This window comes from Paenibacillus sp. NPDC056933, assembly GCF_042674385.1.
GTDB lineage: Bacteria > Bacillota > Bacilli > Paenibacillales > Paenibacillaceae > Paenibacillus.
The window spans coordinates 1,084,453-1,111,055 of the sequence record NZ_JBHUQN010000002.1 but is presented as its reverse complement, the minus strand read 5'-3'; the positions used below and the strand labels follow the sequence as shown (position 1 = coordinate 1,111,055).

General features: G+C 48.6%; 20 protein-coding genes. 19 read left to right on the top strand and 1 reads right to left on the bottom strand.

Annotated elements, in window-relative coordinates:
• The first annotated feature begins 41 nt into the window (after positions 1-41).
• The 16 genes from ACFTRD_RS19930 to ACFTRD_RS19855 all read left to right on the top strand — a co-directional run bounded on the left by ACFTRD_RS19930 (position 42) and on the right by ACFTRD_RS19855 (position 15,484).
• Positions 42-401: a hypothetical protein gene (locus ACFTRD_RS19930; protein ID WP_192269085.1), complete on the top strand. Its 360-nt coding sequence runs from the start codon at positions 42-44 to the stop codon at positions 399-401.
• 145 nt (positions 402-546) lie between these two features.
• Entirely contained in the window at positions 547-2,361 is a 1,815-nt protein-coding gene (gene lepA / locus ACFTRD_RS19925; RefSeq protein WP_192269082.1) for a translation elongation factor 4, read from the top strand.
• A gap of 277 nt (positions 2,362-2,638) precedes the next feature.
• Positions 2,639-3,823 (top strand): radical SAM family heme chaperone HemW, encoded by a 1,185-nt coding sequence (gene hemW / locus ACFTRD_RS19920; protein ID WP_379382935.1) that lies wholly within the window; start codon positions 2,639-2,641, stop codon positions 3,821-3,823.
• Between the two features lie 118 nt (positions 3,824-3,941).
• The gene (locus ACFTRD_RS19915; protein WP_379382933.1) at positions 3,942-4,412 is read left to right on the top strand and encodes an N-acetyltransferase; all 471 of its coding nucleotides are present in this window, start codon (positions 3,942-3,944) and stop codon (positions 4,410-4,412) included.
• A gap of 248 nt (positions 4,413-4,660) precedes the next feature.
• Positions 4,661-5,692, top strand: a complete 1,032-nt coding sequence (gene hrcA, locus ACFTRD_RS19910; protein ID WP_062328691.1) for a heat-inducible transcriptional repressor HrcA — start codon at positions 4,661-4,663, stop codon at positions 5,690-5,692.
• Positions 5,693-5,738: 46 nt separating this feature from the next.
• Positions 5,739-6,314, top strand: a complete 576-nt coding sequence (grpE, locus tag ACFTRD_RS19905; RefSeq protein WP_379382931.1) for a nucleotide exchange factor GrpE — start codon at positions 5,739-5,741, stop codon at positions 6,312-6,314.
• 154 nt (positions 6,315-6,468) lie between these two features.
• The gene (dnaK, locus tag ACFTRD_RS19900; protein ID WP_079349668.1) at positions 6,469-8,313 is read left to right on the top strand and encodes a molecular chaperone DnaK; all 1,845 of its coding nucleotides are present in this window, start codon (positions 6,469-6,471) and stop codon (positions 8,311-8,313) included.
• A gap of 129 nt (positions 8,314-8,442) precedes the next feature.
• Positions 8,443-9,567 (top strand): molecular chaperone DnaJ, encoded by a 1,125-nt coding sequence (gene dnaJ, locus ACFTRD_RS19895; protein ID WP_379382928.1) that lies wholly within the window; start codon positions 8,443-8,445, stop codon positions 9,565-9,567.
• 148 nt (positions 9,568-9,715) lie between these two features.
• Positions 9,716-10,084, top strand: coding sequence for a hypothetical protein (locus tag ACFTRD_RS19890; protein WP_379382926.1), 369 nt, complete (start codon positions 9,716-9,718; stop codon positions 10,082-10,084).
• Between the two features lie 225 nt (positions 10,085-10,309).
• Positions 10,310-10,489: a YfhD family protein gene (locus tag ACFTRD_RS19885; RefSeq protein ID WP_017687220.1), complete on the top strand. Its 180-nt coding sequence runs from the start codon at positions 10,310-10,312 to the stop codon at positions 10,487-10,489.
• The gene (locus tag ACFTRD_RS19880; protein WP_379382924.1) at positions 10,482-10,874 is read left to right on the top strand and encodes a hypothetical protein; all 393 of its coding nucleotides are present in this window, start codon (positions 10,482-10,484) and stop codon (positions 10,872-10,874) included. Before ACFTRD_RS19885 ends, ACFTRD_RS19880 begins: the two co-directional genes overlap by 8 nt.
• Before the next feature lie 165 nt (positions 10,875-11,039).
• Positions 11,040-12,005 (top strand): 50S ribosomal protein L11 methyltransferase, encoded by a 966-nt coding sequence (prmA, locus tag ACFTRD_RS19875; protein WP_379382922.1) that lies wholly within the window; start codon positions 11,040-11,042, stop codon positions 12,003-12,005.
• 3 nt (positions 12,006-12,008) lie between these two features.
• Positions 12,009-12,686, top strand: coding sequence for a site-2 protease family protein (locus ACFTRD_RS19870; protein WP_192269064.1), 678 nt, complete (start codon positions 12,009-12,011; stop codon positions 12,684-12,686).
• 138 nt (positions 12,687-12,824) lie between these two features.
• Positions 12,825-13,589, top strand: coding sequence for a 16S rRNA (uracil(1498)-N(3))-methyltransferase (locus ACFTRD_RS19865; RefSeq protein ID WP_192269062.1), 765 nt, complete (start codon positions 12,825-12,827; stop codon positions 13,587-13,589).
• Positions 13,590-13,591: 2 nt separating this feature from the next.
• Positions 13,592-14,938, top strand: coding sequence for a tRNA (N(6)-L-threonylcarbamoyladenosine(37)-C(2))-methylthiotransferase MtaB (gene mtaB / locus ACFTRD_RS19860; protein ID WP_379382919.1), 1,347 nt, complete (start codon positions 13,592-13,594; stop codon positions 14,936-14,938).
• 111 nt (positions 14,939-15,049) lie between these two features.
• The gene (locus ACFTRD_RS19855; RefSeq protein ID WP_379382917.1) at positions 15,050-15,484 is read left to right on the top strand and encodes an NUDIX hydrolase; all 435 of its coding nucleotides are present in this window, start codon (positions 15,050-15,052) and stop codon (positions 15,482-15,484) included.
• A gap of 71 nt (positions 15,485-15,555) precedes the next feature.
• Here ACFTRD_RS19855 and ACFTRD_RS19850 read toward each other — a convergent pair whose 3' ends face one another.
• Complete coding sequence (locus ACFTRD_RS19850; RefSeq protein ID WP_379383138.1) at positions 15,556-16,557, bottom strand: Na/Pi cotransporter family protein; 1,002 nt, start codon at positions 16,555-16,557, stop codon at positions 15,556-15,558.
• Positions 16,558-17,063: 506 nt separating this feature from the next.
• On the opposite strand from ACFTRD_RS19850, the gene ACFTRD_RS19845 reads away from it, so the two are divergent.
• The 3 genes from ACFTRD_RS19845 (at position 17,064) to addA (ending at position 26,561) form a co-directional block, all read left to right on the top strand.
• Positions 17,064-18,440 (top strand): class I SAM-dependent rRNA methyltransferase, encoded by a 1,377-nt coding sequence (locus ACFTRD_RS19845; protein ID WP_379382915.1) that lies wholly within the window; start codon positions 17,064-17,066, stop codon positions 18,438-18,440.
• Positions 18,441-18,642: 202 nt separating this feature from the next.
• A complete protein-coding gene (addB, locus tag ACFTRD_RS19840; RefSeq protein ID WP_379382913.1) occupies positions 18,643-22,149 on the top strand; it encodes a helicase-exonuclease AddAB subunit AddB in 3,507 nt (1,168 codons plus the stop codon).
• Positions 22,146-26,561: a helicase-exonuclease AddAB subunit AddA gene (addA, locus tag ACFTRD_RS19835; protein ID WP_379382911.1), complete on the top strand. Its 4,416-nt coding sequence runs from the start codon at positions 22,146-22,148 to the stop codon at positions 26,559-26,561. The genes addB and addA overlap by 4 nt, the downstream gene beginning before the upstream one ends.
• Positions 26,562-26,603: the final 42 nt, after the last annotated feature.

Here is a 26,603-nt window from a genome sequence, read left to right as displayed (position 1 = left end):
TTTTAATATGTAAGAACTAGAAATAGAGACAGGAGGCGAAGATGGTGTCCAGATTCGGTAAAAGATTATTTTCCATCTGCGTATTAATGTTGCTGGGTGTTCTGTTCGGAATGCAACTGGCTGGCAGCAACTTTCATATGGGTAATGATTCGGGAGGCAGCCCGGCAGTTGTAAAAACAGCTGTGTCACCGACAGCCGAGTCTGTTCCAGTCAAGCCTGTACAACAGGAGGTTAAGGAAGCGCCAGTTGTACCTGTTCTCTCTCCGAGTCAGGTACTTGGTGCAGAACAGAACAAGGCCCCTGTCGATGTGCTTGCCGACAAAACGGCAGGGCTTCTTCAGAATCTATCCCATAACGGAATGAAGTGGGTCGTTTCCTTATTTAGCGGTGTAGCTGAATAAAACGCCATGGAATACAGGCAAACTAAACCCTTGGAGTTTGCTACTGTAACGGTTATGATAAAGTTGGGGCAACGCGGGATTGATGCTCCTTGCATCAACTGTTATAATGAAGTGATTGACACTAGGCTGTTTCTGGGGGTAAGGAATGACTGACATTCGGGCAAGACAACGTAAAATTCGTAACTTTTCAATTATTGCACATATAGATCACGGCAAATCAACACTTGCGGACCGGATCTTGGAGTACACAGGTGCGCTTACTACACGGGAAATGCAAGAACAAGTATTGGACCAAATGGAACTTGAACGTGAGCGTGGTATAACGATCAAGTTGCAGGCGGTAGCGCTGACTTACAAAGCCGATGACGGCGAAGAGTATCTTTTGAATCTGATTGATACACCTGGACACGTAGACTTCACGTATGAAGTGTCCCGCAGCCTTGCAGCATGTGAAGGTGCTTTGCTGGTTGTGGATGCGGCCCAGGGGATTGAAGCCCAGACGCTGGCTAACGTGTACCTGGCATTAGATAATGATCTCGAAATTTTACCGGTCATTAACAAGATCGACCTTCCGAGCGCTGATCCTGATCGGGTGAAGCAGGAAGTGGAAGATGTCATTGGATTGGACACAAGCAATGCGGTACTGGCTTCAGCCAAAGCGGGCATCGGGATCAAAGAGATTCTGGAGCAAGTGGTACAAAGTGTGCCTGCACCACAGGGGGATCCTGACCAGCCATTAAAAGCGCTGATTTTTGACTCGCACTATGACCCATACAAAGGTGTCATCGTATATATCCGTGTCATTGATGGTAAAATCAAGTCCGGTTCCAAAATCAAAATGATGGCAACGGGAAAATCATTTGAAGTTATCGAAGTGGGCGCGTTTAAACCACGCATGACTATTGTGGACGAGCTGAACGTGGGTGATGTTGGTTTTGTCGTTGCAGGTATCCGGCATGTCGGTGATACCCAGGTCGGTGATACGGTAACAGACGCCAAAAATCCAACATTGGAACCTTTACCGGGTTACCGTAAAATCAATCCAATGGTTTACTGCGGTCTCTATCCGATCGAAACATCGGATTATGTGGACCTGCGTGAAGCGTTGGAGAAATTACAGTTGAACGATGCGTCGCTCAGCTTTGAGCCGGAGACTTCCAGTGCACTCGGTTTTGGATTCCGATGCGGATTCCTTGGACTGCTTCACATGGATGTTATCCAGGAGCGGATTGAACGTGAGTTCAACATTCCGTTGATCACGACCGCACCAAGTGTAATCTACCACGTGACACTGACTAACGGTGAAGTCATGCAAATTGATAACCCGTCCAACTATCCTGAAGTAGGAAGAATTGATTTTGTTGAGGAACCGTATGTGAAGGCTTCGATTATTGTACCGAATGATTATGTGGGTACGATTATGGAGCTTTGCCAGAATAAACGCGGTGAATATGTGAATATGGAATATCTGGACACAACTCGGGTTACCATTACGTATGAGATCCCGTTGTCCGAGATTGTATATGATTTCTTCGACCAGTTGAAATCAAGCACCAAAGGATATGCATCGTTTGACTATGAGCTGTCCGGTTATCGTCAGTCCAATTTGGCGAAAATGGACATCTTGCTCAATGGTGAGCAAGTCGATGCCTTGTCCTTTATCGTTCACCGTGACCGTGCGTATAACCGCGGGCGCATTATCTGTGAGAAGCTGCGCGAGCTGATTCCACGGCAAATGTTCGAGGTGCCGATCCAGGCATCTGTAGGTACCAAGGTTGTAGCTCGTGAAACGGTAAAAGCGATGCGTAAAAACGTACTTGCCAAGTGTTATGGCGGTGACATCTCGCGGAAACGGAAACTGCTTGAGAAGCAGAAGGAAGGTAAGAAGCGGATGAAGCAGGTCGGTAACGTAGAGGTACCGCAGGAAGCGTTTATGGCGGTGCTGAAAATTGATGATTAAACAACCTATTTTGAGGTACAACACTGAATGTGTGTATTCAAATTAGATTCAAAAGACGTTTGCTTGCAAACGTCACGTGAATCCTTTTGGTACATCAATAATTTGTGTATGAAAGGATAAAGGATATTTGGTTTTTGGGTACATCACGGAGTGTGTGTATCAAAATTGAATTGTAAGACGTTTGCTTGCAAACGGGGTACAGCACAGAATAAAAAATAAACCAAGCTGAAAGGGAAGCCGGATGGCTTTCCTTTTTTCAAATAGAGGGGGACTTGCCATGACATTGGCAGCACACAGCCGGAAAACAGTTGCACCCCAAGCGGTGTATCTTCACATTCCCTTTTGCACAAATAAATGTTTTTATTGCGATTTTAACTCCTATGTATTGAAGGACCAGCCTGTTATGCAATATCTTGAAGCGCTGGAACGGGAGATGGAACATACGGTCCAGGCGAATCCGCCGGGAGAAATAAAAACCATATTTGTGGGCGGCGGCACGCCGACTGCACTGAAGCCGGACGAAATGGCCGTATTCCTGAAATCAGTTAAGACCTATTTTCCGAACTGGGCAGACGATATCGAATTTTCGATGGAAGCAAACCCTGGGACGACTGATGCAGAGAAGCTTGCAGTCATGAAGGAAGGCGGAGTTAACCGCGTCAGTTTTGGGGTACAGGCTTTTCAAAATGATCTGCTAACAGGCATTGGCCGCATTCATAATACAGATGATGTATACCGCAGTCTGGAGAATGCCCGAGCTGCCGGATTGCATAACTTGTCTATTGACCTAATGTTTGGTTTGCCAAACCAGACGGTTGAGATGCTGAACGAGAGTATCGACAAAGCGCTGGAACTGGACCTCCCTCACTATTCTATCTATAGTCTGAAGGTGGAAGAGAATACCCTTTTCCATACGTTGTATCAGAAAAATCAACTTCCCCTTCCTCATGAAGATGACGAGCTGCAAATGTATCTTCTATTAATGAAGCGCATGAAAGAAGCGGGCTACGGACAATACGAGATCAGTAACTTTGCCAAACCTGGCTTTGAGAGTCGTCACAATATTACGTACTGGCGGAATGAGGACTATTATGGTCTGGGTGCAGGTGCGCATGGATATGTGGGCCGTGAACGTCATATGAATATTAAAGGTATAAACCCTTATGTTGAAGCTTCCAGGGCAGGGCTCCCGCGTCTCGATCATTTTGAGATCAGCCGTGCTGAGGCGATGGAAGATTACCTGATGGTTGGACTGAGAATGCTGGAAGGCGCTTCATCGTCGCGGTTCAGCAAACAGTTCGGGGAGTCCATGGAGGAAGTGTTTGCGAAGCCTTTAAGCAAAATGTTGAATGCAGGACTGCTTGAGAAGACGCCAGACGGCTTCCGGCTTAGTGAGCAGGGCATCCTGTTCGGAAATGACGTTTTTGCCGAGTTTATCGGGTCGATATCGCTGAATTCGTAGCTTGAAATTATATACGCTCTGTTGTATATTTATTCATATTGATTTTACAGAGCGTGTGATTTATACAACTACGAAGTTGGCTTTCCTCTGGAAAGCTTCTTATTAGGAGGAGAGCTGGATGTCGGCCATATGCAGAAAAGCCGTACCGGAAGATGTTGAACCATTATTTGAAATGATTAAGGGCTATGCAGAGCGTGGAATCATGCTTCCGCGTTCAAGGGAAGTACTGCATCGGCAGCTGGAGCACTTTGTTGTAGCTGAAGTGAATGGTGAAGTTGTAGGATGTGGATCCCTTTGCCGTCTGGGGAATGATTTGGTGGAAGTCAGGTCCCTCGGCATCTCGGAAGGTCACAAAGGCATGGGCATTGGCTCACTGCTGCTGGAGCGGCTGGTAGAAGAAGCGGAGAAACAACAGATTCCCAAGGTCATGGCGTTGACATATGAGGTCTCTTTTTTCTTGAAAAATGGCTTCGCTGTTGTGGAAAAGGAGATTTTCCCGGAAAAAGTATGGACCGACTGTGTTTATTGCAGTAAACAGGATTGCTGTGATGAGATTGCCGTATTGAAAGAGTTGAACGTTTCCGCCTAATAAATAATGAACCGCATGGATCGAGCAGTACACTCAATCAGATGCGGTTCTTTTTAATTCATTAGATGTGCAGCAAAGTTGTTAGGACTTGCATATATTGGTCTATACTATAAATAGATGAGCGTACTCATCAAACTCACTTGACAACGATCACGTCAGTTTGGTATTTTTGTATTACCGCTTAGCACTCATCTAACCGGAGTGCTAACGACATGGGACAGTACAGTCAGAAGGAGGGAATACTCACCATGTTAACTGAGCGTCAACGAATGATTCTGAACGCTATAGTGGATGACTATATCCGTTCAGCTGAGCCCGTAGGGTCCCGAAGCATTTCCAAAAGGGGAGATGTTGGATACAGTCCGGCTACGATCCGTAATGAAATGGCAGATCTTGAAGACATGGGTTTTCTGGAACAGCCACATACATCGGCTGGTCGCATTCCTTCGCATAAAGGCTATCGATATTATGTCGATCATCTGGTTCCTTGGAATCAAGTGGAACCGCAAGAACTGGATGACTTAAAGTCTTTCTTCGCGGAAAAGCTGAACGTGATGGAACAAGTTATTCAGCATGCCTCAGTTATTTTGTCACATATGACGAATTATACTTCGATCCTGCTTGGACCGGAAGTCTTTCATACGTCACTTCGTCATTTTCAACTGCTTCCGCTTAACGAAAGCGAAGCCGTTGCAATCATTGTAACGAATACGGGCCAGGTGGAGAACAAGACCGTTCAGATTCCGCCTGAAATCTCGGTTGCCGAGATGGAGAATGTGGTTCGTTTGTTGAACAGTAAGCTGGTTGGTGTGCCGATTTACAAGTTGAAGTCTCGTCTCTATACAGAGCTTGGACAAGAGATGGAACGGCATATTACACGTTATGAGGAAGTCATGCAGGTGCTGAACAGTGCCTTTGACAATGAACATGACAATCGTCTGTTCCTCAGTGGTGCAACCAATATGTTGACCCAACCTGAATTTAAGGATATTGAAAAAGTAAAAGATATATTGGATCTGTTGGATGAGACACCAACACTCATGAAATTGATGATGCCCGTGCAGGGTGGATCTGGTATTCAGGTGCGAATTGGTACCGAGAATGATCATGAAGCCTTCGCCAATTGCAGCCTGATAACGGCATCCTATTCATTGGATGGAGAAGCTTTGGGCTCCATCGGAATTTTGGGACCTACGCGAATGGATTACGCACGTGTCATTCATATTTTAAATACATTATCCCGTGATTTGACGGCCATGCTAACGCATCGTTTCAAATAAGGGAATGAATCCAAGAGCATTTCATTCTTATAAGGAGGTGAACATCTTGAAAGAGGAGCAATCATTCGCAGCAGAAGAACAGGAGCAGCAATCGACTACAGCAGCGGAACAGGAACCTGTCAACGAAGCCGGAGCTGCAGAAGCACAGGCGGAAGAGATGGCAGATCAGGAGCAAGATGAGATTACGCGTTTGAAGGCAGAAGCAGAGGAACAACAACAGCGTTTTGTCCGTGCGCAAGCTGATTTTGACAATTTCCGTCGTCGTACGCAGAAGGAAAAAGAAGAACTGGCGAAATACGCTTCGATGAAGCTGGTTAACGAACTGGTACCAGTTATTGATAACTTCGAGCGTGCCATGGCTACTGTACCGGAAGGTACTGAAGTTGAATCTTTCTCCAAAGGCATACAAATGATCTTCCGTCAGCTGGAAACGGTGCTGAATAATGAAGGTCTGACTGCAATGGATACGGTAGGACAACCGTTTAATCCTGAATTCCACCAAGCGATCATGCAAGTGGAAAGCGACGAGTATGAAGAAGGTACCGTTGTTGAGGAAGTCCAAAAAGGCTATATGCTGAAGGATAAAGTGCTTCGTCCGGCTATGGTTAAAGTGAGTTCATAATTTCTGTAGCAGAATGCAATGGGTTAACTACATGATTGTACGAGGCCAGCGAAGCTTAATATAAAGGTTTGTACACACATAGAGCACGACTAGTGAAAAAATAAAATAAGGATCAATCTGATCCATTTAAATTGTCGAGGGAGGATATTTTCCAATGAGTAAAGTAATCGGTATTGACTTAGGAACAACAAACTCATGCGTAGCGGTTATGGAAGGCGGCGAGGCTGTCGTAATTCCAAACCCGGAAGGCGCTCGTACCACACCATCCGTAGTAGGTTTCAAAAAAGACGGAGAACGCGTTGTTGGTGAAACTGCCAAACGTCAAGCGATCACAAATCCAGATCGTACGATCATCTCGATCAAGCGTCATATGGGTACATCCCACAAAGAAACAATTGACAGCAAAGACTACTCCCCACAAGAGATCTCTGCAATCATCCTGCAAAAACTGAAATCCGATGCTGAAGCGTATCTGGGTCAAACGGTAACTCAAGCGGTTATCACGGTCCCAGCTTACTTCAATGACAGCCAGCGTCAAGCAACGAAGGATGCAGGTAAAATCGCAGGTCTGGAAGTTCTGCGTATCGTCAACGAGCCAACTGCAGCAGCTTTGGCATACGGTATGGAGAAATCCGAAGACCAAACGATTCTCGTATATGACTTGGGTGGCGGTACATTCGACGTATCCATCCTTGAACTGGGTGACGGCTTCTTCGAAGTTAAAGCGACCAGCGGGGATAACCAACTGGGTGGCGATGACTTCGACCAAGTAATCATTGATTATCTCGTAAGTGAATTCAAAAAAGATCAAGGCATTGACCTGAGCAAAGATAAAGCAGCAGTTCAACGTTTGAAAGATGCAGCGGAAAAAGCGAAAAAAGAACTTTCCGGCGTGTTGACTACAACGATTTCCCTGCCATTCATCACTGTGGCTGATGGCGTTCCTCAACATTTGGAATTGAACCTGAGCCGCGCGAAATTCGAAGAAATCTCTGCAGGTCTGGTTGAGCGTACGCTTGAACCAACTCGCCGTGCACTGAGCGACGCGGGAATGACTGCTAACGATATCGACAAAATTGTATTGGTCGGTGGTTCCACACGTATTCCTGCAGTACAAGAAGCGATCAAAAAGCTGACTGGTAAAGAGCCTCACAAAGGCGTTAACCCGGATGAAGTTGTAGCTTTGGGTGCTGCTGTACAAGCGGGCGTACTGACAGGTGACGTGAAAGACGTTGTATTGCTTGACGTAACTCCATTGTCCCTGGGTATCGAAACAGCGGGTGGCGTATTCACTAAAATGATCGAGCGCAATACAACGATCCCTACAAGCAAATCCCAAGTATTCTCCACTTACGCAGACAACCAACCAAGCGTTGAGATTCACGTCCTGCAAGGTGAGCGCGAGATGGCAGCGGGTAACAAATCGCTTGGACGTTTCATGCTCGGAGATATTCCTCCAGCGCCGCGTGGTGTTCCACAGATCGAAGTTAGCTTCGATATTGATGCCAACGGTATCGTTAACGTTTCTGCAACAGACAAAGGTACAAATAAAACTCAAAAAATCACCATCACTTCTTCCAGCGGTCTGAGCGATGCTGAAGTTGAGCAAATGATGAAAGACGCTGAGCTTCACGCTGAAGAAGATAAAAAACGCAAAGAACTCGTTGAAGCGAAAAACAGCGCAGATCAACTGATCTACTCTGTTGACAAAACGATCAAGGATCTTGGCGAAAAAGCAGACGCTGGTGAAGTTGAAAAAGCCAACGCGGCAAAAGAAAAACTGCAAGGCGTCCTGGCTTCCGACAACCTGGAAGATATCAAAGCCGCTACAGAAGAACTGACAGAGATCGTTCAACAACTGTCTGTTAAACTGTACGAGCAAGCACAAGCTCAAGAGCAAGCAGCTCAAGGTGCTGAAGAGCAACAAGGTTCCGCGAAACGTGACAACGTCGTAGACGCTGATTACGAAGTTGTGGATGAAGATAAAAAACAAAACTAATTCACGATTCTTGGTGAATTAATCATCGGTGACGTTCGGAACGAGGGGAAAGTCATAGCCGGGGCTCCCGTGCTTTGACTTTCCTTTTGTCACGATGTGCGATAAGGTGAATGATATGGGGGTGGAAGAGTGGCTGAAAAACGTGATTATTATGAGGTACTCGGCGTCAGCAAAAATGCCAGCGACGAGGAAATCAAAAAGGCATACCGCAAGCTTGCCCGTCAGTATCACCCTGACGTAAACAAGGCTGCTGACGCGGAAGCCAAGTTTAAGGAAGTTAAAGAAGCTTATGATGTGGTCAGTGACGGCCAGAAGCGGGCACAGTATGACCAATACGGTCATGTTGATCCAAATCAGGGCGGATTCGGCGGCGGTGGCGATTTTGGCGGCGGCGGCTTTGGCGACATCTTCGATATGTTCTTTGGGGGTGGCGGCGGTGGACGACGTGATCCGAATGCTCCGCAACGGGGGAACGATCTGCAATACACCATGACGATCGAGTTCAAGGAAGCGGTATTTGGCAAAGAAACCGACATTACCATTCCGCGCACCGAAGGCTGTGATACTTGTCATGGCTCAGGTGCCAAACCGGGAACCAAGCCCGAAACTTGTTCGGTCTGTCAAGGTAGCGGTCAACAGGAAGTAGTCCAGAATACACCGTTTGGCCGTATGGTCAACCGTCGTGCTTGTTCGAACTGTAACGGATCAGGGCAAATCATAAAAGAAAAATGTACAACGTGCAGCGGCAGCGGTAAAGTGCGCAAACAACGCAAAATTCATGTTCGCATTCCAGCGGGTGTAGATGATGGAGCTCAACTGCGTATGACCGGTGAAGGTGAAGGTGGTTTGCGTGGCGGACCAGCAGGAGATCTGTATATTGTCATCCGTGTGAAATCACATGATTTCTTTGAGCGTGAAGGCGACGATATCTATTGCGAAATTCCGCTCACGTTTGCTCAGGCGGCATTGGGAGATGAAATTGAGATCCCAACGTTGAGCGAGAAAGTGAAGTTGAAAGTACCTGCCGGTACACAAACGGGAACGTACTTCCGTCTTAAAGGCAAGGGTGTACCACGTCTGCGTGGTATGGGGCAAGGCGATCAGCATGTAAAAGTGGTTGTAGTCACGCCAAGCAAGCTGAATGACGAGCAGAAAGATCTGCTTCGTCAAATTGCTGCGCTGGATGGAGAACAAACGCATGAACATGAGCAATCCTTCTTTGACCGGGTGAAACGGGCTTTCCGTGGAGACTGAGTTTTATCATGAATGTAAAAGGACACCACAGCGGTTTTTCCGCTGGGTGTCCTTTTTTGCATAATAAGGGCACGGTTGCGGAAAGATACCAGACATGAGCATTCAGTGGTTACTGATGTGCCGAAAACTAGGGAAGCAGGTGAACCGGATGACCGAAAAAAATATTTTGGCTTATTTCCATAGCCCGGAGCAAGCGGAGGGGGCAGCCAAAAAACTGGAGGCATTACGTGTGGAGGACCTGTCAATCAATCGATTCAGTCGTTATGCAGGTGTAGGACCAAGTGGAGCTTCCTATACGTCGGGTGTTTCCGGCAGTTTTTCTTCCTGGGTGCCTGGTGCACTAGGCACGAATGCCAGTGCAGGAATCATGGCTGCAGCAGATCCATCTGCGAGTGGTATGAGTGACGGCGGACAAGAGGGCCCGACAGGCCGAGATGTATTACTGACCGTTGTCGTAGACGAGGCGGTGCATCATCGCGCCCTATCTATTATCGAACAAGCTGGCGGTATGATTTAGTTTTGAAATCCATATAAGTTTCAACCAAAATATTTACACGATAACGGAGAGGACAGAAAAAAATTGGAGAAGCGAAGCGTTCGCCTTTATCCCTGGATTTTCTCTTTTAAGGGATGGAATCAAAAAAATCTGGGGATAACAGCGATCGGAAGTTTGTTCTGTCATCGGAGTGCCAGTGTAAATACGCTTAGTTGGACTTATACAATTTGAAGGAGGAGCATAACGATGGCAGAACATGAACGTCCAGGCAAGATTTTGACGAAAACAGAAAAGATGAAACGAATGCAGTCCGCCAAAAATGAGGATGTGGAATTCAGCGCCGAAGCTGCAGACCATGAAGATATAGAGGCTCTGCGCCGCAGTGAAGCAGCTGATCGTCGCCAGGGACGGGAGCTTCATGACTGAAGATCGCTCCGCAGTGATCATTGAGGCCGTGTTTACAAGCTGGTCCGAGGCCGAATCTGCACGGAGAGCTCTGGCATTGCTGCACCCGAATCAGCTAAGCATCGAAAGCCTTCAGAATGAAGCAGCTCGCTCGAATCTCGAAACGCCTGATGCCAGTTACAGTTCCCCTACAGCTATTGTCGGAGGATTCAGTGGTGAGTTGAATGTACTTTCGCTCATTAGCGATAAGATTGAAATCCTGTCTGGTGGCCAAGTATATGATGATGTGGAAGATGGCTCTGCAGGCAGGCCGAGACAAGAAATTTTGTTGACTGTTTCTGTATCCAGTGACTCTCTCCCGCAAGCTGCAGAGATGATTACTCAGAATGGTGGACGTTTTTGCTGAACAACTATTTAAAGGGTTTAAATCGATTGAAGACAGGATATTCAAGCAGTTAGACTGCGGGTATCCTGTTTTTGTTGTTTCTTTTACTGGCGCGGTTTTGTACACCTGCTTGCTTGTGTAGTACAATAGTTGGGATGTTTGAAAAATGAGGAGGAAAAATGAAGTATGTTATGGCATGAACTAACAATACATACCACAGAAGAAGCTGTGGAGATGATTTCGAATTTTTTACATGAAGCGGGTGCTGGAGGGGTCTCAATTGAAGAGTCCGGTACTTTAAATAAAAAACGGGATACGACGTATGGCGAGTTGTACGAATTTCCTTTGAATGATATTCCTGAAGGCTTTGCAGTGATCAAAGGATACTTTTCCGAAGGTACGGACATGGAGGCCCTGCAATCTGAGGTTAGTCCTCGGATTGAGCAGCTTTCAGAATTCGATATTGATGCGGGAGAAATACGTTTTGAGATGCGAACAGTGAATGAAAATGACTGGGCGAATGCCTGGAAACAATATTTCAAGCCGGTGCGTGTCTCGGAACGTCTGACCATCAAACCGACATGGGAAGAGTATACGCCGCAAGGTCCGGATGAGAAAATTATTGAGCTCGATCCAGGCATGGCGTTTGGTACGGGAACACATCCAACCACTTCGCTTTGCCTCCGTACACTGGAATCGGTCATTCAGGGTGGCGAAGAGATTATTGACGTAGGCACAGGATCAGGTATTCTGGCTATCGGCGCTATTCAGCTTGGTGCCAAGCATGTGCTGGCGCTGGACCTTGATCCGGTTGCAGTAGCCAGTGCCAAGGAGAACGTGGAATTGAATGGATTGAACCAGCAAATTACAGTTAAAGAAAGCGATTTGCTCTCTGTTCTGGGCAGTCAGGACCCTGCGCTGGGCGTGAAGCTTCCGGTGAAAGTCATCGTTGCGAACATTTTGGCCGAGGTTATTATGCTGTTTGTGGATGATGTCTATCATGCGCTTGAGTCTGGAGGCGTTTATATTACCTCTGGCATTTGGAAAAATAAAGAGCAGGTGGTGCATGATGCGCTGGTTGCATCCGGCTTTGAAATCAGTTCGGTACACCGCGATGAGGACTGGATCGCGTTTGTAGCCAGAAAGAGGTAATCGATGAATTTGGAATCATTTTTTCGTTACCCGCTGGATCAGCTTCCATTTTTCCTGCTGACCATCCTGATTGCTTTTACCGTGCATGAATTCTCTCATGCGTATTTTGCCAACAAATTTGGTGATCCGACGGCCAAGCTCTTAGGTAGGGTCACACTGAATCCGGTCGTACACTTTGACTTGTTCGGTGTACTGCTGCTCGTTATTGCCGGTTTCGGCTGGGCCCGCCCGGTTCCGGTCAATCGGGCCAATTTTGACAAACCAAGACTGATGGGTGTCATTGTATCCGTAGCTGGGCCTGTGAGCAATTTGCTGCTGGCCATCATCGGTACTATTATCTATGCTTCGTTGGTTGGTTCGGGAGCGCTGGGTGGCATTGAAAATGAGCGTTTGCTTACAGCAATTACCATGTTTTTCTCCATATTTAACCTAACGAACTTTTTCCTGTTTCTCTTTAACCTGATTCCGTTGCCTCCATTGGACGGATATCGAATTCTGGAGGATATTCTGCCGCCTTCAATCAGCCGGAAGCTGCAAGGGGTAGAGCAATGGTCCATATTTATTTTCCTTTTGATCCTTGTCATTCCTCCATTGCAAAATGCGACGATTCAACCTTTATATCAATTTGCCCAGAATATGTATGTGGATCTGGCAAGGTTAATCATCGGTTTATATCGTTAGAAACGTATAGTGTATGGGACTGAAATACTGGTCAGAAGGACATAAAAGTTGTATGATCATCTGTGGCGATTGGATTCACGCCTGCCGTCAGGCGGGGTGAATTTCAATCATAACAGGATAGAATGGGTGGACAGACTTATGCAGCGTTATTTTGTATCTGCAGAACAGTTTAATGAACATTCCGTGGTCATCACGGGTGATGATGCGCGCCATATTGGCAAGGTGATGCGTGGTAAACCTGGAGATAAACTGATTGTCAGTGACGGAAACTCCAAAGAAGCTTTGGTAGAGATTGAAAGCATCGAAGCTCAGCAAGTAACAGCGACTATTGTGGAGCCGCTTGAGATGGACCATGAAGCACGTATTCGTGTTACAGTGGCCCAAAGTTTGCCGAAAGGCGACAAGATGGAGACGGTTATCCAGAGATGTACCGAAATTGGGGCTGTCTCATTTGTTCCCTTCCTTTCGGAACGTACGATTGTGCAATATGACGCCAAGAAAGAGGGCAAACGGTTGGATCGGTGGCGGAAAATCGCCAAGGAAGCCGCTGAGCAGAGTCATCGGAATCGCATCCCATCCGTCGAGCAGCCACTTTCCTGGAAAGGGCTGCTATCTTCTTTTGAGGCCTACAATTTGGTATGTTATTGTTATGAAAAAGAAAACGGCAAGCAATTAAGAGATGCATTGAAGCCGTTTGTGGAGCAGCTTGCACCTGATGCAAGGGCCGAAGTGTTGATCGTTGTTGGACCTGAAGGTGGATTCTCCGAAAAGGAGACGCTTGAAGCCGATCAGGCGGGCGCGGTTTCCGTAGGATTGGGCAAACGCATCCTGCGGGCAGAGACAGCTGGAATGGCGGCGCTCACTTGTGTGTTATATGAATCCGGAGAAATGGGGGGGATGTAATTATGCCATCCGTGGCGTTTTACACCTTGGGCTGCAAAGTTAACTTTTATGATACAGAGGCGATTTGGCAATTGTTCAAAAACGAAGGATATGATCAGGTAGACTTCGACGAACAGACAGCGGATGTATACTTGATTAATACTTGTACAGTGACCAATACCGGCGACAAAAAGAGCCGTCAAATTATCCGTCGTGCCATTCGGCGCAACCCGGATGCGATTGTAGCCGTAACCGGCTGCTACGCGCAGACTTCTCCGGCAGAGATTCTGGACATCCCTGGTGTGGATCTGGTCATCGGTACACAGGATCGGGACAAAATTTTGCCATATGTCAAGGAAATTCAGGAATCCCGTCAGCCTGTTAACGCGGTGCGCAATATTATGAAGACACGGGTATTTGAAGAGATGGATGTACCTGATTTTGCTGATCGTACACGCGCATTCCTGAAAATTCAGGATGGCTGCAATAACTTCTGCACATTCTGTATTATTCCGTGGTCGCGTGGGCTCTCCCGTAGTCGGGAAGCGAACAGCATCATTCAACAGGCTGTTCAGCTCGTACATGCCGGATATAAGGAGATTGTCCTTACTGGTATTCATACTGGTGGATACGGGGATGACATGGAGAATTACGATCTGACGGATCTGCTGTGGGACTTGGACAAAGTGGAGGGTCTGGAGCGTATACGTATCAGCTCGATTGAAGCGAGCCAGATTGATGACCGGATGCTGGATGTAATCAAACGTTCAGATAAGCTCGTTCGCCACTTCCATATTCCGCTGCAAGCGGGCGATGACACGGTGCTGAAGCGTATGCGCCGCAAATATACGACCGAAGAGTTTTACAATAAAATGCTTCGCATTCGGGAAGCGATGCCGGATGTAGCGATTACAACCGACGTTATTGTAGGGTTCCCGGGTGAGACGGATGAGATGTTCCGTAACGGCTACGAGCTGATGAAGAAAATCGGTTTTTCCGAGATGCACGTATTCCCATATTCCAAGCGGACCGGAACACCGGCAGCGCGTATGGAAGATCAGGTGGACGAGGATGTCAAAAATGCCCGCGTACATGAACTGATTGATCTGTCGGAGCAAATGCAGCTGGCATACGCTAAGCAGTTTGTGGGACAGGTACTGGATGTCATACCTGAAGGCGAGGCCAAGGGCCGCGAGGGTAGTGGCAAACTGCACGGATACAGTGACAACTACATTCAACTGGTCTTCGATGGATCCCTGGATATGGTCGGTAAAGTGTGCCGCGTCAAAGTGACCGAGGCAGGCGTGAATGAGAGCCAGGCAACGCTGGTTCGAGTGTTGGAAGAAAATCTGAAGTCCGCAGCGATGTAATCGAGCGTTGGTAACAAGGATTTCATTTCCTTGGGGAACGTATACCCGGGAGATGAGGTCCTTCTTTTTCCGAAAAAGATGAAGACTATTCCGTTATTGGGGGAGAGCAAGATGAACAAAAAAGAAATTTCGGCAGGCGGCGTTGTGTACCGTACTGGGGAAGACGGGAAGCTTCAAATTCAATTAATTGTAGATCGTTATGGCAAAACGACTCTTGCCAAGGGCAAGATGGAAGATGGAGAAACCATCGAACAAACGGCTCTGCGCGAGATTCTGGAAGAGACGGGTATGGTGGGCCGGATTGTAGAGCCGGTTGATATTATCGCCTATACGTATCAGCATGCAGAGTTTGGTCCAGTGGACAAGGAAGTTCATTATTATCTCGTTGAAGCGGAAAGCGGCGATCTCCAGCCTCAGATTGAAGAAATCAAAGGTGTGGATTGGTATGCTCCGGAAGAAGCATGGTCCAGACAGCAGCAAAGCGGGTACGATAATAACGATGATATACTACGTGAGGCGCTGAATAAGTTGGGCATTAACGTATAATACAATAAAAGACTGACTAATTTTGTAGGTGTGGCACGTTGGGCTACAGTTTGTCGAGCGGGTTCAAAACATCAAGCCATGGGTGACTTCGCCACTGGGGTGGAGACCGGTGGTTTTTTGTGCCAGATGGGCAAGTAACAGAATGGCAGGGCAAGCAGGGAACTGGTGACGTTAAAAAGGGTCTGGGCATGCGCAATCTGTGCCCCGTTATCCGCTGACAGCCAGGCCGAAGCTGCATGCAGCTGGCCGATCAGCGGCATAAACAGCAGCGCCCCCGCGATGTTTAATACGACATGGGAGGCTGCGACAAATTTGCCTGCAGATGCTCCGCCAGCGGCAGCAATCACGGCAGTGATGCAGGTCCCCACGTTGGACCCTATAACAATGGCGATACCGATCTCCACAGGTAATACCCCTGTGGCTGCAAGCGTAATCGCCATGCTGATGACGGCTGCACTGCTATGGATGAGTGCCGTCAGACACGCGCCTGCCAGGAAGCCCCACCACAAACTGTCGGCTGAGCGGTCCAGGAACCACTGAAATACGCCCATGCTTCGCAGCGGTACGGCTATGGACTGCATTACTTGTATGCCTGTCATGACGAGAGCAAATCCGGCAGCTGCGAGGAAACTGTATTGCATGTTGAACAGAGTCCGGCGCATGCGCTCTGGAGCTGCCTGATTGCGTTCACCAAGCACAACAAAGACAGCCCATCCCGTCAGGGACAGGGCAAGCAGAGGCAGGGAAGCACGCCCGATCTGCAGTCCAACCAGTTCCGTTGTCAGGCACGTCCCGATGTTCGTGCCGAGGATAATGCCAAGTGTGCGTCCGTACGTAATCAATCGGGCATTAGCTAGTCCAATGGTTAGCACGGTGACCGCGGTACTGCTTTGCAGCAAGGCTGTTGCACCTGCACTGAAAGCCATGCCTTTCCAGGGAGCTGAAGTGGCCCGGTCCAGCCATCCAGCCAGCAGGGGCCCTGCCATTCGTTGTAAGGCGGTTTCCATCAGCTTCATCCCGCCAAAAAAGATAAGAAGCCCGTATAACAGGGGCAACACAACATCTCTGAACATGAGTTCATCATTCCTTCCGTGCATATCCTTATCTCATCCTATGAGTAAGTAGGGACAACCATGACAGGCTAACTGAATTACTAATTAGGTAAAAGAATCGGAGAAATAATTCGTCGCCGAAGCATCACCCCAATTACCGCACCCCGGATCAAAAGATACGGAGATTCCGCAAACGCAGCGGAGGGGATGGAATTGGAACAGTAGAAGCGAAGCGTTTATTGTAATAGGGGTTGAATTAAAGATTCACACGGAACGGAGAGGGCAGAAAAAACCTGAAGAAGCGAAGCGCTCGCCTTTATCCCCGGATTTTCCCTTAAGAAAGGGAATCAAAAAAATCTGGGGATAACAGCGATCGGAAGGTTGTTCTGTCATCGTAGTGGCAAGTGTGAATTTGAGATTCATCTATAACAATGAAACAGCGATCGAAAGTCCAATCCATACCCGCAGCGGTCTCCTTTGCACCAAGCCTATCTTTTGAACAATAAATTAAAGGAAGTGAATCGATCTTGCCATCCGTTACACTGGAACGCAGTCGCAAAAAGCGGCTTGAACATGCTCATCCATGGATATTTAACAATGAAATCGCCTCCGTTGAAGGAAACCCCGAGCCGGGAGATTTGGTCAACGTATTGAATCATCAAGGTCGCTATTTAGCGACGGGTTACTATAACCCTGCATCTCAAATTACCGTTAGAGTCGTAGCCTATCAGCCTTTGGAATTTGAACAGATGGACACTTCTTTTTTTGCAGCGCGTTTTCGTGATTGCTTGCGCCACCGGGAGCGTTTTATCCGGGATGGAGAGGCGTATCGTCTCGTTTATGGGGAAGCTGATTTTCTGCCAGGTCTGATTGTTGACCGCTTTGGCAGTGTTCTTGTTGTACAGTTGCTCACACTGGGCATGGACCGTTGTCGTGAAGCGATCGTACAAGCTCTCGTGGAAGTGATGCAGCCTGAGGGCATCTATGAACGCAGTGATGTTCCCATTCGTGAACTGGAAGGTTTGGAGCAGACGAAGGGACCTCTATATGGGGACTGCCCGCGTCATGTCACGGTAACTGAGAACGGATTGCTCATTAAGGTCGATATCGTGGAAGGCCAGAAGACTGGCTACTTCTTCGACCAGCGCGAGAATCGTGCAGCGATCGAACCTCTTATGAAGGGTTGGGGCTACAAGAGTGGCATTACGCTCCAACAGACTGAGCAGGATGGTTCGGAGCAATGGCTTCCTGTGAACAAAAGCGGCAAGGTAGTGACGTTTCCTTATTGGGACGGGGCAACGGTGCTGGAATGTTTCTCACACACAGGCAGCTTCACGTTGAACGCCTGTAAATATGGAGCCAAAAAAGTAACATGCCTTGATATCTCAGAGCATGCGATTGAAAGTGCACGAATCAACGTAGAGCTGAACGGTTTCACTGACAGGGTCGAATTTGTCGTTGCGGATGCATTCCAATACTTACGTGAGCAGGTCAAAGGCCTCGATGATCGTAATGCACGTGCGCGTGCCGGAGAACAGAAAGTGGATACTTCCAAAGCGCTTGCAGCCGGTGGTAAAACGTTCGATGTGGTCATCCTTGATCCGCCGGCATTTGCCAAAACGAAATCAGCGGTCAAAGGTGCGTGCCGCGGATATAAAGACATCAACCTGCAAGGGATGAAACTGGTGAACGAGGGAGGGTATCTGGTAACGGCAAGCTGTTCTTACCACATGCGTCCAGACCTCTTCCTGGAAACGATTGCGGACGCAGCCGAGGATGCAGGCAAAGTACTGCGTCTGATTGACTGGAAAGCAGCCGGCAAGGATCACCCTCAAATTTTGGGTGTAGACGAAGGTCATTATCTGAAATTCGCCATTTTTGAAGTGCGCAGTAAAAAGAACTAATCTTGCGATTTCAATTGTGGATCCAACATATCGATATATATTCAGGCAAAGAGCCTACAGTTTGGATAAACTGTGGGCTTTTTGTTGTGCGCTGCTGAGGGTCTATGAAATTACCGGATAGTGGCAAACGTATGTTCCGAACCAAGCCAGATATGTTATACTGGAATTAAAATCTTGTTCGTGATGGTTTGGAGGATTAAACATGTCTGTACGCTTTATTATTGGCCGGGCAGGCAGCGGCAAGAGTGCGCTGATTACCCGGGAAATCACATCCTTGCTTCAAAAGGAACCGCAAGGCGAACCACTTATTCTGCTGGTCCCGGAACAAAGTACGTTTCGAACCGAGCAGTCATTGGTGTCTTCCGGGGCGGTTAAAGGTACCATGCGTGCTGAAGTGCTTGGTTTTCGCCGATTGGCCTATCGGGTAATGCAGGAGGCAGGTGGTTCTGCACGTATTCCGATTGGGGCTGAAGGAAAAAAAATGCTGCTCTATAAAGTGCTTCAGCGTCGCAAAGAAGAATTGAAGCTGTTTGGAGCATCAGGCAGCCAGCTGGGATTTATAGGTGACTTAAATGATTTATACAGTGAGTTTAAACGTTATGAACTTAACCCCACTTCACTGGAAGAAGGATTTTCCGCATGGAATACTTCATCCTCGTCTGCACCGATTCTGGGGGAGAAGCTGCATGACTTACTTTTAATATACGGTGATTATGAAAAGGAACTGACTGGACTATATATTGATGATGAAGATACGTTGACTGATCTGACAAAGCGATTGTCAGAGAGCGCGTTGCTGCAAGATGCACAGATCTGGATCGATGGATTTCAAGGATTTACGCCGCAGGAAATGAGCGTTATTGGAAGATTGATGATGCAAGCATCTTCCGTGACGATTACACTGACGTTGGATCGTGCCTATGACCACGGCGCACTTCCTGAGGAACTGGAACTGTTCCATCCCACAGCGAGTGCATACACGCGCCTCAAAGGCATGGCTGAGGATCTGGGTGTCCTTCATGAGACAACTGTGCTTCAACCGGAAGTTTTGCCAAGATTTGAAGGCAGTCCTGGACTCGCTCACTTGGAAGCTGGCTTCGATCGCCGGATTCGGTGGAAGAGTGAGGGGCGTGATGCGGGTGTCAGACTTTATGCAGCTGAGAACCGTCGGGCTGAGATGGAAGGGGCACTGCGTGAGATGCGTCGTCTGGCGCAAGATGAAGGTGCGCGTTACCGGGATATGGCAGTACTCGTTCGTCAGCTGGATACATACGCCGACATTGCTGAGCCCCTGTTCAGAGACTATGACGTTCCTGTCTTTCTGGATCGGAGAAGAAATGAACTGCATCATCCACTATCTGAATTTATTCGTTCTGCACTGGATATCGTTCGTCGCCGCTGGCGTTACGAGGATGTATTTCGCTGTGTCAAAACGGATCTGCTGCTTCCGCGTGATGGCTCCATCACACGTGAAGATATGGATCAGCTCGAAAATTATATATTGGCTTGCGGGATTCACGGATATCGCTGGACAGATGGTAAGCCATGGAAGTATGTACCCAGCCTCTCCTTGGAAGACAACGGTCAGGAGGGTCCCAGTCGGGGACGGGAACAGATGCTTTCTTTAATGGAGAAATGTCGAGCGGTGATTGTTGATCCACTGGGTGCTTTTGAGAAACGAATGCTTAAGGCAAAGACAGCCAAAGACCGATGCGCGGCGCTTTACAGGTTGCTGGAGGATGCCGAGATTCCCTGGAAGCTGGATCACATGTCTGCAGAAGCCAAGGCACAGGGGGACCCGGAACGTTCAAGAGAGCATCGCCAAATGTGGGGTGCTGTCCTGGATCTACTGGACCAGATGGTCGATATGATGGGGGCCGAACGGCTGGATATGGATCTGTTTGCCGGGTTAATGGAGACCGGATTGACTGAACTGAAATTGGGCCTTGTTCCTCCAGCACTTGATCAGGTATTGGTTGGGTCGATGGATCGTACACGGCTTCAGGATATCAAGTATGTATTTATTCTGGGTGCGGTAGATGGTGAACTGCCCGCTGTCCCTCAGGATGATGGTGTATTAACCGAGCAGGAACGACAGCTGTTGACGGAAAGAGGTTTGGGGCTTGGACCGGGGGCAACAAGACAAATGCTGGATGAGCGCTTTCTGATCTATACGGCCCTGACAGCGGCGAGCAAGCAGTTATGGCTGAGTTATCCTGTCGCAGATGATGAAGGGAAGGCACTTCTTCCTTCAGAAGTTGTTCGGCATATACGCAAGATGTTTGGTTTGCACGAGCAGCCACTACTGGCTCAGCCTCCTGTTGCGGGTTCAGAAGAGTCACACTGTTCTTACATTATTCATTCTGGTCAAAGCCTCTCTTATCTGATTGGACAATTGCGCAGATGGCGTCGTGGAGAAGATATTCCTGAAATGTGGTGGGCGGTATATAACTGGCATGTCTCTCGGGAGACGAGCAGACCTCAGCTGGAGCAGCTGCTTGGATCGATCTTTTATCGCAATCGGGCGCTACCCCTTCGTACCGCTACCAGCCGCAGATTATATGGCACAGAGGTAAGGACCAGTGTCTCGCGAATGGAGCGTTTTGTGGCGTGTCCGTTCTCCCATTTTGCATCCCATGGACTGCGGCTGAAAGAGCGCCAACTATACCGCTTACAGGCTCCGGACATCGGACAACTGTTCCATGCAGCCTTGAGTCAGCTTGCGATACGTTTGCGAGAGGAAAATCGCAGTTGGGGCAGTCTGTCTCCCGAGGAATGCCGAAAGGAAGCGGAGCACACCGTGGAGCAGATCGCACCACAGTTGCAGGGAGAAATCCTGCTTAGCACGAAGCGGTACGGCTACATTTTCCGCAAGTTAAAGGATATTGTTAGTCGGGCATCAGTTATTCTGGGTGAGCAGTCCAGACGCGGAAGTTTTGAACCGATTGGGCTGGAGCTTGATTTTGGACCGGATAAACCCCTGCCACCGCTGCGTTTTGAACTGGAAAATGGCTGCGTGATGGAGATTGTGGGTCGGATTGACCGTGTGGATGTAGCTGAAGGAGAGAACGGTCTGCTGCTGCGAGTCATTGATTACAAATCCAGCCAGACTGATCTCAAACTGCATGAGGTGTATTATGGCCTGTCATTACAGATGCTCACGTACCTGGAGGTGCTGCTTAGCGCTGCCGAGGAGTGGCTTGGAGAATCGGCTATGCCTGGAGGTACATTGTATTTCCATGTGCATAACCCTCTGCTGCAATCCGCGAACGGCATGACATCGGAGCAGGCAGGACAAGAACTGTTGAAACGGTTTAAAATGAAAGGCTTGCTGCTGGCAGACCGTGATGCGATCGCTCAAATGGATAATACCCTGGACAAGGGCTATTCAGCCATTATTCCGGTTGCCCTTAAGGCGGATGGCAGCTTCTACAGCAGTGCAGCTGTAGCTACGCCGGAGCAATGGGATACGTTGCTTGCTTCCGTGCGCAGAAACATACGCGAGATTGGCACCCGGATTACGGATGGGGATGTGGCGATTGAACCTTACCGTATCCAGCAGGAGGTTGCATGCACCTTTTGTCCGTACAAATCAGTCTGTCAATTTGATGAAACGATCGAAGGTAACGAATATAATCTGCTGTCCAAACCGGGCAAACAGCAAATCTGGGACATGCTGTCTCACCACAAGGGAGGGGAAAACTCATGACGAATATGCCAAAACCGGAGGGGAGCTTCTGGAGTGATGACCAGTGGAGTGCCATCTCGCAGAGCGGGGAAGACATCCTGGTTGCCGCTGCAGCCGGATCAGGAAAGACAGCCGTATTGGTTGAACGGATTATTCGCAAGATTGCAGACCCTTCCCAGGGATTCAGCGTAGACCGCCTGCTCGTCGCTACGTTTACCAAAGCGGCTGCTGCCGAAATGAAGCAGCGGATTAGGGAAGCGCTGGAACGTGCGCTTGAAGAACAGCCTGCGGAAGATCATCTGCGCAAACAACTTTCTCTGCTTGGACGGGCGTCTATTACAACGCTGCATTCATTCTGTATGGAAGTAATTCGCCGTTACTATCAGCAAATTCCGTTGAACCCGGCTTTTCGAATTTTGAATGAAAATGAAGCGGAAATTATGCGTCAGGAATTGTTGGAGGAACTGTTTGAAGAGAAGTACGGCGAGGAAGATGAAGGCAGCACATTCCGCGAACTGGTGGATTGGTTCAGTGGGGAACGAAACGATGATGCCATGCATCGACTTGTGCAGCGTTTGTATGATTTCTCACGAAGTCATTCCTGGCCGGATCACTGGCTGGCTGAGATGACAGCTGCTTTTCAAATGGAAAGTGTCGAGGCGCTTGGTCATTCTGCATGGGTTCAGAGTATTTTGCGCGATGCCGCTCTTTCCCTCAGTGGTGCGGCTGGTCTGCTGCGTCAAGGGATTAGCATATCGATGCAGCCAGAAGGCCCGAAACCTTATGCAGATACGTTAAAAGAAGATTTGGCGATGGTGGAAGAGCTTCTGTCAGCTGTTGAGGTGATGCCATGGGAAAGATTGCCTGAGGTGTTTCAGCCAGCAGCTTTTGGCAAGTTGAAGCCTTGTAAAAAGGACCAGACGGACCTGGGGTTACAAGAACAGGCAAAGGAACTGCGTGAGGCTGCGAAAAAAGCCGTGACCGATCTGAAAGGGTCATTGTTTGGAAGAAGTGCGTTTTCTTTCTGGCAGGAGCTGGAGCAGGCGGCACCACTAATGCAGGAACTGTCCAGGCTGGTCAGTGCATTTGGAGAACGATATCGACAGGCCAAGCAGGAGCGCGGTCAGGTCGATTTCAGTGATCTGGAGCATTACTGTCTTCATATTTTGCGTCATGAGGATTCTACACCTGAATTGTCCATGCCTTCAGATGCAGCCATGGAATACCGGGCACGGTTCGATGAAGTGCTGCTGGATGAATATCAGGATACCAATACGGTACAGGAAGATATCGTCAGATTGATCTCCAGAGAAAATCCGGGGAATCGCTTTATGGTCGGTGATGTAAAACAGAGCATTTACCGTTTTCGTCTGGCTGAACCCGGTCTGTTTTTGAACAAGTACCGTCAATATGCATCGAATTCGGTTACGGGTGAAGTTGGAGAGGGCGTTTCTTTGCGGGCAGGACGACGCATTGATCTTGCACGTAACTTCCGTAGTCGTGCAGAAGTAGTCCATTCAGTCAATATGTTATTCAAGCAGCTCATGAACGAAGGGGTCGCCGAGATTGCCTATGATGAACGGGCGCAGCTCGCTTATGGGGCTACTTTCCCGGCAGAGACGCTTGGGGATGAGGCATATACACCTGAACTCATGCTGATTGACCGCCAAGGCGGAGGACCTGATCTGACGGAAAGCACGGACGAGAATGGGGATGCGCTGCCTTCTGCTGAGCTGGAGAGTGCCGAGCTCGAAACCGCCCAGCTGGAAGCTAGGGCCATGGCTCGCCGTATTCGTGAAATGGTCGGAGATACGGATAAACCAGCCCTTAATGTTTATGATAAAGCCCTTCAATCCATGCGACCTGCCCGTTACGGAGACATTGTCATTTTGCTGCGTTCTGCTCTGATGTGGGCTCCCCTCATGATCGAGGAATTCAGACAACAGGGTATTCCTGCTGGAGGAGAGCAGAGCAAAGGGTATTTTCAGGCGACGGAAGTTGAAGTGATGTTGTCCCTGCTGCAAATTGTGGATAATCCAAGGCAGGATATTCCGCTTGCTTCCGTGCTTCGTTCGCCGATTGTAGGACTGGATGAAGAGGAACTGGCTCAGATTCGTCTTGGGGGCAAGAGACAATCTTTCTATGATGCTGTTGTATCGGCCGCAGGAGGCTTACCTGACTCGTTGAACGACTACAGGCAGCATGCCGGGCAGACATCAGACCCCGATTCATCTGCAATCCAGCTGCAATGGCCGGAAGTCTGGTCAGAAATGGAACAAGGGCTGCGGGAGTCGGCAGTATCCGTTGAGGCAGACATTATCGAACGTATGGGTGAACCCGATGTGGGAGCGAATGCAGAAGGTGGAGTCATTGATGCTGCTGTACGTGCAAGTACGGTTGAACGTATAAGCGAGGATGTGGATGGGGAGAACGGTACCGGCACAGAGCTGCAACAAAAGCTAATTCGCTTTATGCGTCAACTGGAACAGTGGCGGCTTGAAGCCAGACAAGGCAGTCTGAGCGAGCTGATTTGGCGCATGTACAGGGAAACAGGTTATTTGGACTGGATAGGCGGCCTTCCTGGAGGCATGCAGCGTCAAAGCAATCTGAAGGCCCTGTATGATCGCGCGCGACAATATGAGGAGGCAACGGCCAATCGTGGCTTGTTTCGCTTCCTGACCTATGTGTCCAGACTACGTGAGAACGGGGGAGATCTCGGGACCGTAGCCGGTGGTTCGGGAGAGCAGGATAACGCAGTACGCATCATGACGATTCACCGGAGTAAGGGCTTGGAATTCCCAATCGTTTTTGTCGGCGGCATATCCAAGATGTTCAATCAGCAGGATCTGAACTCGCCGTTTCTGATGCATAAGGAGCTGGGGTTTGGCCCGAGGTTTGTGGATCGTGAGAATCGGGTTGCCTATCCAACCTTGGCGAATCTGGCGATTCGCCGTCGTGCCCAGTTTGAGCTGCTTGCCGAAGAGATGCGGGTACTTTATGTGGCTCTGACCCGTCCGAAGGAGAAAATGATTTTGGTCGGTACGGTGAAAGATGTGGTTAAAAAGGCAGTGGCCTGGTCTCAGATTAAGGACAGTCCGGAACGGATATTGCCTGATTACCTGCTTGCAGCAGGACGTAGTTATTTGGACTGGATTGGTCCATCCCTGATGAGACACCCAGACGCGGTTTTGCTACGTGAACTTGCAGGAGGAAGTGATTCGTTTGCTGCCTGCCTTGTGGATGATGAATCACGCTGGAATATATCTGTCATCTCTGCTGATCACGTATCCCGAGACCTGTTCGTGGATCAGATGCATGGTGAGGAAGGCGGCATAACCGAAGTACGGAAACAGCGTGTTGCTGCCCTAAAAGCAGTTCAGCCTGTGGACTTGTTACCTTCCTCAGTTGAAAAAGAGATGCTCGAGTATGAACAAGATGCCATCCTGCGAGATAGTCCGATTGAACAGGGGGGCACACCAGGCGCGCAAGAGGGTGTACAGCTAATACACGAAGTCGAACGCGAGGTAGATAGAAGGTTATCCTGGACATATGCTCATCACGCAGCAACCCAGGTGGCTGCGAGTACATCGGTTACCGAGCTGAAAACATGGCTTGCCATGCAGGGTCATTCGTCGGTTCAGGTCATGGAAGAAATGCTAGAGCAATCTGAGGCATCTACGATGTATGAGATGCGGGAAGGATTAACCTCAGACGAGACGTTAACAAATGAGTCGATGAGGAAAGATGTGTTAACTCCAAAAGAGGGCATGTATGAGCAAGGTTCGGAGGAGGCTTCGTCCTTTAAATTGCATTTGCGTCGTCCTCAATTTATGGAGGAGAAACAATTGACCGGGGCCGAGCGGGGAACAGTGTATCATACGTTGATGCAGCATCTTCCTTTGGATGGCTCACCCGTTGATTCGCAAATCGTGGAAGAGACCATTCAACGGTTAGTGGAGCTTCAAATCATGCTTCCACATCAGGCTGACATTATTGAGTCTGAACAACTGGCGGAATTCTTCAATACCGAACCTGGGACAGAATTGCTGCGCGCGGATTGGGTGAAGCGGGAGATTCCATTTATCTATGGACTTCCTGCCCATCATTCTCCTGCCGAGTGGCTCCATGAACTTTCACCAAATGCGGGCATGCAGACGTTAGAAGAAGACGGAAAGATGCAAGCATCCCTTACAAATGAGACCGTGCTGGTTCAGGGGATTATTGACTGCCTGTATGAGGTGAATGGCGAGCTTGTTTTGCTAGATTACAAGACAGATCGCGTGTTGGAGCATCGCGGAGGATTGGACAAGCTGACAGAAAACTATCGTTTTCAGCTAGAGCTGTATGGCCGGGCTATTGAAGATATTCTGGGTCGGAAAGTCGATCGGAAATGGCTGTACTTTTTTGATAATGGACATGCCGTGAAACTATAAAATGACATGTTAAAAAGGCCAGATGAGATTCGTAACATTGAT